Origin of the sequence: Pantoea sp. 1.19, assembly GCF_001922585.1 — a bacterium.
GTDB lineage: Bacteria > Pseudomonadota > Gammaproteobacteria > Enterobacterales > Enterobacteriaceae > 1-19.
The window spans coordinates 19,507-32,312 of the sequence record NZ_MRBS01000006.1 but is presented as its reverse complement, the minus strand read 5'-3'; the positions used below and the strand labels follow the sequence as shown (position 1 = coordinate 32,312).

The following is a 12,806-nucleotide window of genomic DNA, read 5'->3' as shown; positions in this document are numbered from 1 at the left end:
AAAGGGCATAACGCTGCCGTTTAGACGTCTGGACATATAGCCATCATTCCCTGTAGCATGCATAGCGACTTGATAACTGACTGTGGCAGGGACAACGATATGACATCGCAGGTGACAATTCTTGATGGCGGTATGGGCCGTGAGCTGGCGCGCATTGGGGCGCCTTTTCGTCAGCCGGAATGGTCTGCCCTGGCGTTATATGAGGCACCGGAGCGGGTGCGCGAGGTGCACGACAGCTTTATTCAGGCGGGCGCTGAGGTGATCACCACCAACAGCTATGCCGTGGTGCCTTTCCACATTGGCGAAGCGCGCTTTCAGCAGGACGGCGCGCGGCTGGCGGCGCTGGCCGGTCAGCTGGCGCGTCAGGCGGCCGATGCCGCTGCGCATCCGGTGCGCGTGGCCGGCTCGCTGCCGCCGGCGCTCGGCTCCTACCGTCCCGATCTGTTCGAAAAACACGCCGCGCAGGCGATCCATCGCCCGCTGATTGACGCGCAGGCCGCGTCGGTCGATCTCTGGTTAGGCGAAACCATCAGCAGCCTGGCCGAAGCGCAGGCTATCGCCGAACTGCTCGCCGACAGCGACAAACCGCTGTGGCTCTCCTTCACCCTGCAGGATGAACACGACGCCGCCCGCCGCGACAGCGTGCTGCGTTCCGGCGAAACCGTGCCTGACGCGGTGCAGACGGCGGTGCGGCTGGGAGCCGCGCAGATCCTGTTTAACTGCAGCCATCCGGAAGTGATGCGTTCCGCCATTGCCCAGGCGAAGGCGACGCGCGACGCGCTGGGTGCCGATTTGGGGATTGGCGTTTATGCCAACGCCTTTGAGCACAACAGCAACGGCGGCGGCGCTAACGAAGGGCTGAGCGCCCTGCGGAAAGATACCCATCCGGCAGGCTATCTGCTGTGGGCGCAGGAGTGGGTTGCGGCCGGTGCGACGCTTATCGGCGGCTGCTGCGGCATCGGGCCGGAGAATATCGCCGCGCTGTCTCAGGCATTAAAATAATACTCACCCGCGCCGCCGCGGGACAAGAATAACGCTTACGGGGAAACCGCATCATGAATCGTCGCCATTTTTTAAAAACCACCGGGGCGCTGTCGGTCACCACGGCGCTGTCGGGCTGGCCGCTGTCGGCGGCGTTGGCCGCCGGGACGCCCAGGCAGGGCGGTCACCTGATCGTGGGCATGGATAACGCCTCCAGCACCGATCGCCTCGATCCGGCCTTCTGGTTCGAGTCCTGGATGTATTTTGTTGGTTCGCAGCTGTTTAACTGCCTGGCAGAAGTGGATGATCGGGGAAAAGTGGTGCCCTCACTGGCCGAAAGCTGGGCGGTGAAAGACGGCGGCCGCGGCTGGGTGCTGCAAATCCGCAAAGGGGTCACCTTCCATGACGGACGCAGCCTGACGGCGAAAGACGTTATCTGGTCGCTGAACCACCACCGCGGAGAAACCTCCACCTCGTCGGTGAAAGGCTACCTGGAAACGGTGACCGAGCTGCGCGCCAGCGGTAGCCACGAAGTGACCATCACCCTCAGCGAACCGAACGTGGAATTTATTGCGCTGCTGAGCGACGTCCACTTTGTTATCACGCCGGAAAATACGTCATTCGACAAAGGCATCGGGACCGGCGCCTTTATTCTGGAGAGCTTCAAGCCGGGCGTGCGCGCGCTGGTGAAGCGCAACCCGAACCACTGGAATCCGGATCGCGGCCACGTTGACTCGGTAGAAACCCTGGCCATGAATGACTCCACCGCGCGCGTCGCCGCGCTGGCCAGCGGCTCTGCTCACCTGATCAACCGCGTGAACCCGCGCATTGTAAACCGGCTGAAAGCGATGCCGACGGTGCAGCTGGTCACGGCAAAAGATAGCCAGATTTTCACCTTTCCGGGACTGGCCACTCTGGCGCCGTTTAACACCCTCGACGGGCGGCTGGCGCTGAAATACGCCATCGATCGGCAGCAGATGATCGACACGGTGCTCGGCGGCTTCGGGACCGTCTCGAACGACAACCCGATCTTCCCGTCCAACCCCTGGTTTGCAAAAGATCTGCCGCCGCGTCCCTACGATCCGGAGAAAGCGAAATACCACTGGCAGAAGGCCGGCTTTAGCGGTCCGCTGGTGCTGTCGGTGGCCGATGCCGGTTTCCCCGGCGCGGTCGACGCCGGCCAGCTGTATCAAGCCTCCGCCAGCAAGGCGGGGATCCCGCTGCAGGTGGAGCGCGTGCCGGATGACGCCTTCTGGGATAACGTCTGGATGAAAAAACCGTTTGTCTCCTCCAACTGGTCGCTGCGCCCGACCGCGGATGCGCTGCTGTCGCTGGTGTTCACCAGCAATGCGCCCTGGAATGAATCGCAGTGGAAAGAGCCGGCGTTTGATCAGCTGGTGAAAGCGGCGCGCGGCGAGCAGGACGAGCAGAAGCGTCGGCAGATTTACCAGGACATCCAGCTGATGCTGTCGGAAAAAGGCAGCGAGATCATTCCGCTGTATGCGGACGCGCTGGATGCCGCCAGCACTAAACTGAAAGGCTTTACCGCCATTCCCGGCTTCAGCATGAGCGGGAACCGGGCGGCAGAAAAAGTGTGGTTTGCCTGATACCTTATGACTGTTCAACGTTCACGCTCGCGCCGGGTGCCCTTCACCCTGCTCACGCTCATCGGCCAGCGCCTGCTGGCCGGTCTCCTCATGCTGCTGGTGGTATCTGCCATCATCTTTACCGGGATCCAGCTGCTGCCCGGCAACCCCGCCAGCGCCATCCTGGGTCAGACCGCGACGCCGCAGGCGGTGGCCGCGCTGAACCAGCAGCTCGGCCTGGATCAGCCGGCGATCGGCCGCTGGTTCGGCTGGCTCAGCGGCGTGCTGCAGGGGGACTTTGGCCGCAGCTTCTCCACCCGCGAGCCAATCGGACCGGTACTGGCCGAACGGCTGAGCAACAGCCTGGCGCTGGCGGGGCTGACCGCGCTGTTTGCCGTGCCGCTGTCGCTGCTGGTGGGGTTCACCTGCGCCCGCTGGCAGGGGCGCTGGCCGGACCGGCTGCTGAACCTGTTCACCCGCAGCACCGTCTCGCTGCCGGAATTTTTTTCCGGCTATCTGCTGATTGCGGTGTTCGCCATCGGCCTCGCCTGGCTGCCCAGCAACAGCAGCGTCAGCAGCGGCATGAGCGCTGGCGATCGCCTGCTGGCCATGGCGCTGCCGTGCCTGACGCTGACGCTGGCGGTACTGGGGCACATGAGTAACATGACCCGCGCGGCGCTGGTCAACGCGCAGAATGCCGCCTGGGTCGATACCGCGCTGCTGAAGGGACTGTCGCCCGGCGCGGTGCTGTTTCGCCACGTGCTGCCCAACGCCTGGGGCCCCATCATCAACGTGATGGTGATCAACCTGGCGTGGCTGATGGTTGGCGTGGTCATTGTGGAAAACGTGTTTGTTTATCCCGGGCTGGGGCAGTACCTGGTCGACAGCATCAGCAAGCGCGATATGCCGGTGATTCAGGATTGCGCGCTGCTGCTGGCGGCGATTTATATTCTCCTCAACCTGCTGGCTGACGTGGTGGCGCTGCTGGCCAACCCGCGTCTGCTGCATGGACGCTAAGCCCGGAGGCTGGTGATGATACGCTCTCTCTCTTTGCTGCCCGGCGTGCTGGGCATGCTCCTGTTTGTTGGCGTGGCGCTGGCCGCGCCGTGGATTGCGCCTTACGCCGCAGATCAGATTGTCGGTGGCCCGTGGGAGTTCGCCTCGGCGCGCTTTCCTCTCGGCACCGACAACCTCGGACGCGATCTCTTTTCCCGGCTGGTCTGGGGAACCCGGGTGTCGCTCGGCGTCACCCTGCTGGCGACGCTGCTGGCGTTTATCCTCGGCACGCTGCTGGGTTTTATCGCCGGTTACTGCCGCGGCTGGGTCGATCAGCTGATCTCCCGGCTGAACGATATGCTGATGGCGATCCCGACGCTGATTCTGGCACTGGTGGTGCTGGCGCTGCTGCCAAAAACCCTGCCGGTGATCATCCTCGTGCTCGGGGTGCTGGAGTCGACCCGCGTGCTGCGCGTGGCGCGCTCGCTGGCGGTGGACATTGCCGCCCAGGAATATATCGAAGTGGCGCGGCTGCGCGGCGAGCGCATTGGCTGGATCCTGTGGCGCGAAATGTTACCGAATGCGCTGACCACGCTGATCGCCGAATTCGCCCTGCGCTTTATTTTTATACTGCTGTTTTTGTCGGCGCTCTCATTCCTCGGCCTGGGTATTCAGCCGCCCACCGCCGACTGGGGCGGGCTGGCGCGTGACAACAAAGACGGCATTCTCTTTGGCGTCTGGGCGGCGCTGATCCCCGGCGCGGCGATTGCGCTGTTAGCCCTCTGTCTGAACAGCGTCGCGGATACGCTGCTCGGCCGTCGCGGCCGCCGCTGGCAGGAGTAACTGATGAACAATCAACTGTTAACCGTCTCCGACCTGCAGGTCAGCGCCGGAGAGAGCGTGCTGGTGGATAGCATCAGCTTTACGCTGGCGCAGGGAGAAGTGCTGGGCCTGATTGGCGAATCCGGCGCCGGCAAATCGACCATTGGCCAGGCGGTGCTGGGCCACTGCCGGGAAGGCATGCGCATCACCGCAGGCGCCATCTGCTTTGACGGTGTTGATCTCACCCGGCTGCGCGAGCGCCAGCTGCGCGCGATCCGCGGCCGCCGCATTGCCTACGTCGCGCAGTCCGCCTCGGCGTCATTTAATCCGGCGAAGCCTATAGGCGAGCAGGTGATTGAGAGCGCACTGCGCCACCGCGTGCTCAGTCGTCAGGCGGCGATTGCCCGCGCCATCGCGCTGTTTACCCAGCTGCAACTGCCGCAGCCGGCGGCGTTTTTTCACCGCTATCCCCACCAGGTTTCCGGCGGACAGCTGCAGCGGGCGATGATTGCCATGAGCCTGTGCGCCGGGCCGGATCTGATAATCTTTGATGAGCCCACCACCGCGCTGGACGTCACTACGCAGTTGGAGGTCCTGCGCGCGATCCGCGAGGCAATCCGCGACAGCGGCGTGGCGGCGATTTATATCAGTCACGATCTGGCGGTGGTCGCCCAGCTGGCTGACCGCATCATGGTGCTACGCCAGGGGCGCGAAGTGGAGAGCGGTGAGACCGCCGCGCTGATCGGTGCGCCGCAGGAGACCTACACCCGCGACCTGCTGAATTGTCACGGCGAGCCACACCGGCCGCGTCCGGCGGCGCCGCCGCTGCTGCAGGTTCAGGGGGTATCGCTGCGCTATCAGCAGCAGCCGATTCTGCGCGACATCTCTCTGACGCTGGGACAGGGGCGGACGCTGGCGCTGATCGGCGAATCCGGCGCCGGTAAATCGACGCTCGGCCGGGTGATCTGCGGGCTGGCGACGCCGGAGCAGGGCCACGTCAGCCTGGCCGGCGTGCCGCTGCCGCTCACCCTGCGCGGCCGTAGCCGCGCCGAGCTGGGGAACATTCAGCTGATTCATCAACATCCTGACACGGCGCTAAACCCGCGTCTGACCATCGGGCAGCAGATTGCGCGCTCGCTGGTCTGCCTCACCTCACTCAACGCCAGCCAGCGCCGGGCGCGCGTCGCGACGCTGCTGGAGCAGGTTGGGCTGCCTGCGTCGCTGGCGTCGCGCCTGCCGGGGCACCTCTCCGGTGGCCAGAAGCAGCGGGTCTGCATTGCCCGCGCGCTGGCGGTCGAGCCGACGCTGATCGTCTGTGATGAGCCCACCTCGGCGCTGGATCCGCTGGTGGGCCGCGATGTGCTGGCGCTGCTGCGCCGTATTCAGGAGGAAACCGGCATTGCGCTGCTGTTTATCACCCACGATCTGCAGGTCGTACGGGCCATTGCCGACGAGGTGATGGTGCTGCGCAACGGCGCAACCGTGCGTGAAGGGCCGCTGGACCGGGTGTTCAGCGCGCCGCTGGATGACTATACCGCCACCCTGCTGCGCGCGGTGCCGGAGATGCGCCCGGGCTGGCTGGAAGCCCAGGCGTAGTGCGCATGCCGCCGCGCCGGGCGCGGCGGAGCGCCGGCGTGCGCGGGCGTAAGGTTTTGCTGATTGATTTAATACGCCCAACGAATTAGCCCTGCGTCACAGATTTCGGTACTTTTTCCTCCAACGACAACAGGAGGAAACCACATGTCCCTGATTAATACCAAAATCAAACCCTTCACCAACCAGGCCTTCAAAAACGGTGAATTCATCGAAGTGACCGAGAAAGATACCGAAGGCCGCTGGAGCGTGTTCTTCTTCTATCCGGCCGATTTTACCTTCGTCTGCCCGACCGAGCTGGGTGACGTAGCCGATCACTACGATGAGTTCCAGAAGCTGGGCGTGGATATCTACTCTGTCTCCACCGACACCCACTTTACCCACAAAGCGTGGCACGGCAGCTCTGAGACCATCGCCAAAATCAAATACGCCATGATAGGCGACCCGACCGGCGCGCTGACCCGTAACTTCGACAACATGCGCGAAGATCAGGGCCTGGCCGATCGCGGCACCTTTATCGTTGACCCGCAGGGCATCATCCAGGCCGTTGAAGTGACCGCCGAAGGCATTGGCCGCGACGCTTCGGACCTGCTGCGCAAAGTGAAAGCCGCCCAGTACGTGGCTGCGCACCCGGGTGAAGTCTGCCCGGCCAAATGGAAAGAGGGTGACGCGACGCTGGCGCCGTCTCTGGACCTGGTCGGTAAAATTTAACGCGGATCGCCATGGGCGTTCATCATTGACGTGTTCACGGGTGCTGCGGCACCCGTTTTTTCGCCGGGGAGGCTTTAATGCTCGATACCACTATGCAAGCCCAGTTAAAGGCTTATCTTGAAAAACTCACGCAGCCGGTAGAGCTGGTCGCCACGCTGGACGACGGCGCCACATCGGCGGAAATTCGTGAACTGTTAACCACCATTGCCGGTCTGTCTGACAAGGTCAGCTACCGCGAAGATAATCAGCTGGCGGTGCGCAAGCCGTCATTTATGATTGCCAATCCGCAGACCCAACACGGCCCGCGCTTTGCCGGCTCGCCGCTGGGGCACGAGTTCACCTCGCTGGTGCTGGCGCTGCTGCAGACCGGTGGCCACCCCTCGAAAGAGGCGCAGGATCTGCTGGTGCAGGTGCGCGAGCTGGATGGCGATCTGCATTTTGAAACCTACTATTCCCTCTCCTGCCATAACTGCCCGGACGTGGTGCAGGCGCTGAACCTGATGGCTATCCTCAATCCGCGCATTCACCATACCGCGATTGACGGCGGCGCGTTTCAGCAGGAGATTGGCGATCGTAACGTAATGGGCGTTCCGGCGGTATTCCTGAACGAGCAACCCTTTGGCCAGGGACGCATGACCCTGGCGGAAATCGTCAGCAAAGTCGACGTTAACGCTGAAAAACGCGCCGCGGCGGCGCTCAGCGCGCGCGAAGCGTATGATGTGCTGATTGTCGGCAGCGGCCCGGCGGGCGCGGCGGCGGCGGTGTACGCGGCGCGTAAAGGGATTCGCACCGGACTGATGGGCGAACGCTTCGGTGGTCAGGTGCTGGATACCGTCGACATTGAAAACTACATCTCGGTACCGAAAACCGAAGGGGCAAAGCTGGCCGGCGCGCTGAAAGCCCACGTTGATGATTATAACGTCGACGTCATTGACACCCAGAGCGCCAGTCGCCTGATCCCGGCGGCAGAGGGCGGCCTGCACCAGATCGAAACCGCTTCCGGCGCGGTGCTGAAGGCGAAAAGCCTGATCATTGCCACCGGCGCCCGCTGGCGCAACATGAACGTGCCGGGAGAAGAGCAGTACCGCACCCGCGGCGTCACCTACTGCCCGCACTGCGACGGCCCGCTGTTTAAAGGCAAGCGCGTGGCGGTGATTGGCGGCGGTAACTCGGGCGTGGAAGCCGCTATCGATCTGGCGGGCATCGTCGAGCACGTCACGCTGCTCGAGTTTGCGCCGGAGATGAAGGCCGACAAGGTGCTGCAGGATAAAGTGCGTAGCCTGGCCAACGTTGACATCATCCTGAATGCGCAGACCACCGAGGTGAAGGGCGATGGCAAGACGCTGACCGGGCTGGACTACCGCGATCGCGTCAGCGATGCCGTACACCACCTGCCGGTGGCCGGAATTTTTGTGCAGATTGGCCTGCTGCCAAACACCGGCTGGCTGGACGGGACGGTCGAGCGCAACCGCATGGGCGAGATCATCATCGATGCGAAGTGCGAAACCAGCGTCAAGGGCGTGTTTGCCGCCGGCGACTGTACCACCGTGCCTTACAAGCAAATCATCATCGCCTCCGGGGAAGGGGCGAAGGCCTCGCTCAGCGCCTTCGACCACCTGATACGCAGCGCGTAATCCCGACCCCTGCCTCGCGGCGGGGGTTTTTGCTCTTCTGACGCCCGGAGGATGGCGTGCGCGCCGCGGTGATGGCCACCGCTGCGAAGCAAGGCGCCGATCCCGATCGCGCGGGTCAATCAGCCATGCGGCTGCACCACCATGCATCCCTCCATCCTCTCTTTCGCGCCGGCAGCCCGTAAAACGGGGCATCCCTGTGTCTGCTTCGCTGGATCGCCGCTGAGCAGGGCGCGCTGGGGCGGAGTCACGCCAGTGGGATACCAGTCAGACTGGGTGAACGCGGCCGGCGTGCTCCGCCTGTCCGCCCGCATGAAACCTGCCGGGGACGCGCCCGGGATCGGCTCAGCGCCTGCCATCACCCGATACTCCGCACGCCATCGCGCTTCGCAGCGGTTTTTTTAGCGCATTGCGCGCAAAGCGGGAGGCGATCGGCGCGGCGCCGCTCCGCCGGCGGCAGATCCAGCCCGCGTTGATGCATCACGCGGGCTCCTCCGAGCACCGCCGGCTTTACCGCCAGCCACGGCGTCCAGGCATAGACGGCAACGATGCGCACTGCAGGCCGATTTCGGTAAATGGCAGCCGCGGGCCAGCGGCCGGGGTAGCGGTAACATCTCTCCTGCGTCACCGCGGGGGCTCTGGTGAACGAAAACGTCTCACTGCTACAGGCCGCCTGGCCGCGGCTATCGCCCGGGGATGCCGTTCAAGGCCGGCGGGCCTACTCCTCCTCCATAATGCTGGCCGCCAGCGCGGCGCTGCCCGGCGTGTTGCCGATAAGCTCGGTGAGCAGGTTATTGGCTCCGTTGCTCATTGGCGTAAAGCGGGTTTCCGGCGAGCGGGCCACCACCACGAACACCCCCACGCTATACTCCGGCACCGTGGCCATATAGGTGATAAAGCCGCCGCCGCCGCCGGTTTTCTGCATGATCCCTGGCCGTCCCTCTTTCGGGGCCATGTATACCCAGCCCATCCCCAGCGCGTCCGCCTTGCCCGGCACGTCCATGCCAATCACCTGGCTCAGCTGCCCGCGGCGGTAGATCAGGGTTTGCAGACGGTCGGCCTGGCCGCTGCGCGCGTGCACGTCCGAGGAGAGAAACTGCTGCATCCAGCGCCCCATATCGTCGGGCGTGGAGTAGACGCCGCCGCTGCCGATGGCGGCGAGGGTGTTATTACAGGGGCTCGCCCCTTTGGCGGGGATCATCAGCCGGCGGCACTGCTCGGGCGAAGGGGTAAAGGTGGTGTCTTTCATCCCCAGCGGTCGGGTAATCAGCTGCTGTAGCAGCAGCGGATAGGGCTTGCCGCCGGCGACCGCCAGCGCATCGCCCAGCAGATCAAACGCCAGATTCGAATAGGCGGCGACCGTGCCCGGTGTGTGGGTCAGGCTGGCGCTGTTAACCCAGCTCCAGCGCTGGCTCCAGGTCGGCCAGACAAACACCGGGCGGTGCGGTTTGCCCCCGGGCTGCTCGCGCGGCAGGCCGCTGGTGTGGGTCGCCAGATTCAGCAGGGTAATGCGCTGTCCGCCGGCCGTTGGCACGCGGCGTCCCGGCGGAGCATACTGGCTCAGCGGGTCGTTGAGATTCAGCCGCCCCTGTTCGGCCAGCTTCACCATCACTTCGCTGGTCAGCAGCTTGCTCAGGGAGGCAATACGCACCAGCGAATCTTTTTGCGGCCGCTGGCTGCTGCCGGGACTCACCGCCCCCCGGCTGGTGAAGATCCGCTGATTCGCGTCAATCACCACCATCGCCATGCCGGTGGCTTTGGTGTTGGCATAAATAGAATCAGCATAGCGCTCAACAATTTGCGAGGCCATGAGCGGGTCGACCACCCCGGCGGCCAGCGCCGGTGCGGGCAGCAGGGGGGTGAGCAAAGCAATAATCAGGGTGCGCAGCGATTTCAACGGTTCTATCCAGACCAGGTGATGACAGGAAGCACCATAGTAATCGCTTTTTCAGCCAGTTGAAGCGCACCCCGCGGCTTTTTTTCTGCCAGCCTGGGGAATCAATCCGCCTGTGGCTGAATGTGCACGCGCACCAGTCCGACGCCCAGTTTACGCGTGGGTGCCCCCTCCACGGTGCCCAGCGTCGAGCTGACCGGCGCCGGTGGCACAATCACCACGCTGTCGGCCCCCTGTGGGTTAGCAAACCGCAGGGTCACGCTCTTCGCCTCGCGATCCAGCGAGATCAGCTGCTCGCTGTCGCCCACCCGCACCGCCACCGGTTTGCCGACGTTATCGCCCAGCGCTTTGGCCGTGAGCGTTAGCGTAAAGGCGGCCGGTAGCGGGGCGTCCCAGCGCAGGGTGACCGCCGGCGCCAGATTGGCATCGGACCAGCGCCCCCAGTTTTCGGCAAAGGAGAGGCCGCTCACTGACTTCACCCCCTCCGGCAGGCCCGGCAGGGAGAAAATCAGGCTGTCAGACGGGTAGTGAAAGTCGCTATCGGGCACGTTCAGTCGGGCAACATTGCGCGCGCGGGTCGCATCGTCCCCGGCGGGCAGCTGACTGAAATCCACCCGGCCTTGACTGCTGCCAAACGGCAGCTTGCGCAGGGTGGGAATGCTGTTCAGATCGCCCGAGGCGATGCACAAGCCAACGTCGGTCATCAGCGCCGGCTGCCAGACATTGCCCATTTTGTAGCAGCTGTCGACCCAGACAAACTTATCGTCCGGGGCAAAGCGCGCCAGCTGTAGCTTCAGCCGCTCCACGATATAGACATCAAATTTCGGCTCCACCTGGTGTGGGGTGACCCTCAGCAGCAGCGGCAGCTTGTAAGTGGCGCCGGAAAAGCTAAAGGTGCCTTTCTGCGTATCTACCTGATAGTCGCTGATGCGTTTAGGCAGGTTCCACAGGCCGATGATATCTGGCTTCCAGCTGAGGATTTTCGCTTTGATATCCGGAAACACCGCGCTCAGCGAGGTCTCCGCGAGGCTGCTGCGGCCAAGACCCATGGCGCGATCGCCGCCCAGCATATCCAGCACGGTAGCGCCGTTATCCAGCGTGCTGCGCGGAGCATCACTCAGCGCGGCCTGCGGCCGATCGCCGCGGATCACGTAAAACAGGTTATTGCGCGGATGCTGATTGAGGTATTTAAACGCGGTATTGTTCATCGCCAGATGATCCGACGACACCACGATCACGGTATTTTTGAACCACGGCGACGCTTTAATGCGCTCAATCAGCTGCGCCACGTGCTCCTGGCTGCAGGCCACCGCCGCCAGCGACCGGTTCTCTTTCCCGTCAAACGCGTAGCGATTGCGCTGACAGCTGCGGGAGATAAAGCCATCGGGGTGATGCGTGTCCACCGTCAGGGTAAACAGCGAGAAGCGTTTACCGGCCTGCGACAGCGCAACATATTGCTGCCAGACCTCATCCAGTACGGTGTCATCGTACCAGCCCCAGTCGTTGCGGTAGTCCGGCTCATCCACCCGGCTCTGCAGCTCATTCAGGCCGTAGAGGTGGTCGAACCCGTGCGAGCGTAAAAACAGATCTTTGCCGGCAAAGCTGAGGTTAGCGCCCTGCATAAAATAGTTTTCATAACCGTTGGCTTTCAGAATATCGCCCAGACAGACGTTGCGCGGATAGAACGTGGACATCGAGCTGGAGGCGTTACCGTCGAAGGGGGCAAAGAGCGGAATGCCGCACTGCGACGCCACCATGCCGGCAATGGTGTACTCGGTTCCCGGCAGCTGCCGGGTGGCGCTGAAGTCCAGCGCGTCGGCGCGGGTCCGGTTCAGCTCCGGCGCCAGATCGGGAAAGTGGTGATTATCCAGGTAGGTACGTTCCAGGCTTTCGACGTAAATCCACACCAGGTTGGGCGCTGACGCGGGCAGGGTTTTAGCCGGCACGCGGTAATGGCTGGCAAAGTCGGACTCGCCGTGGCGAATCTGCGAGCGAATCAGCGACGACACCTGTTGCCAGGCCGGAGAGGTATTAATTGACGCCAGCGCCAGCAGCAGCGCCAGCAGGCTGAAGCGGCCGCTGTAGCGGGTGCGGCGTCGGCCGCGCAGGATCCAGGCCAGCCCGCAGAACAGCGCAATCAGCGCCACCATCAGACCTCCTGCCGGCAGCAGGTATTTGCCGATCCCGGCGCCCTGCAGGCTGTTCGTCAGCGTGTACAGCACCGCATCGTTGATGCCCTCGCCGGTAAAATAGTTACTGGCCAGCTCGGTCGCATTCAGTATGACAAACAGCGCGGAAAGCAGCAGCAGCAGCGAGAACCATAACCGGTGGCGTCCGGCCAGGGTGGCGTAAATGGCGACCGCGGCCGCAAAAAGTAACAAAGAGAGCCATTCAGATGACATGTTTCCTCTCGTGATCGTGGGCGCATCCCGGCGCCTGGCAGGTGTCTGTGTTTCATCGCGAGGGCGTAATTTATCCCGCTGGGGGAAAAGTGGCAATCTTTCAGGCCGAAGCCGGCATCCTGTCCGTTTCTGTCGGGAACCTCACGGCGTTGGCGGTGCGGTGCGGTTAGTGGGCACGGGCGGGGCGGGG

General features: G+C 63.5%; 9 protein-coding genes. 7 read left to right on the top strand and 2 right to left on the bottom strand.

Annotated features, from left to right (window positions below; all coding sequences use genetic code 11):
• The first annotated feature begins 99 nt into the window (after nt 1–99).
• The 7 genes from BS626_RS12000 (at nt 100) to ahpF (ending at nt 8,323) form a co-directional block, all read left to right on the top strand.
• On the top strand, nt 100–1,002 hold the full coding sequence (locus BS626_RS12000; protein ID WP_075182644.1) for a homocysteine S-methyltransferase family protein: 903 nt from the start codon (nt 100–102) through the stop codon (nt 1,000–1,002).
• 53 nt (nt 1,003–1,055) lie between these two features.
• The gene (locus BS626_RS11995; protein ID WP_075182643.1) at nt 1,056–2,588 is read left to right on the top strand and encodes an ABC transporter substrate-binding protein; all 1,533 of its coding nucleotides are present in this window, start codon (nt 1,056–1,058) and stop codon (nt 2,586–2,588) included.
• A 6-nt stretch (nt 2,589–2,594) separates the two neighbouring features.
• Nucleotides 2,595–3,584 carry an ABC transporter permease gene (locus BS626_RS11990; protein ID WP_075182642.1) on the top strand — a complete coding sequence of 330 codons (990 nt, stop codon included), beginning with the start codon at nt 2,595–2,597 and terminating at the stop codon, nt 3,582–3,584.
• 15 nt (nt 3,585–3,599) lie between these two features.
• Nucleotides 3,600–4,406 carry an ABC transporter permease gene (locus BS626_RS11985; protein ID WP_075182641.1) on the top strand — a complete coding sequence of 269 codons (807 nt, stop codon included), beginning with the start codon at nt 3,600–3,602 and terminating at the stop codon, nt 4,404–4,406.
• On the top strand, nt 4,407–5,981 hold the full coding sequence (locus BS626_RS11980) for an ABC transporter ATP-binding protein (protein ID WP_371328499.1): 1,575 nt from the start codon (nt 4,407–4,409) through the stop codon (nt 5,979–5,981).
• A 144-nt stretch (nt 5,982–6,125) separates the two neighbouring features.
• Entirely contained in the window at nt 6,126–6,689 is a 564-nt protein-coding gene (ahpC, locus tag BS626_RS11975) for an alkyl hydroperoxide reductase subunit C (protein WP_075182639.1), read from the top strand.
• A 77-nt stretch (nt 6,690–6,766) separates the two neighbouring features.
• Nucleotides 6,767–8,323, top strand: a complete 1,557-nt coding sequence (gene ahpF / locus BS626_RS11970) for an alkyl hydroperoxide reductase subunit F (RefSeq protein WP_075182638.1) — start codon at nt 6,767–6,769, stop codon at nt 8,321–8,323.
• Nucleotides 8,324–9,038: 715 nt separating this feature from the next.
• Here ahpF and ampH read toward each other — a convergent pair.
• Both ampH and opgB read right to left on the bottom strand, forming a co-directional pair.
• A complete protein-coding gene (ampH, locus tag BS626_RS11955) occupies nt 9,039–10,199 on the bottom strand; it encodes a D-alanyl-D-alanine-carboxypeptidase/endopeptidase AmpH (RefSeq protein ID WP_240494312.1) in 1,161 nt (386 codons plus the stop codon).
• Between the two features lie 119 nt (nt 10,200–10,318).
• Entirely contained in the window at nt 10,319–12,616 is a 2,298-nt protein-coding gene (gene opgB, locus BS626_RS11950; RefSeq protein WP_075182635.1) for a phosphatidylglycerol--membrane-oligosaccharide glycerophosphotransferase, read from the bottom strand.
• Nucleotides 12,617–12,806 lie beyond the last annotated feature (190 nt).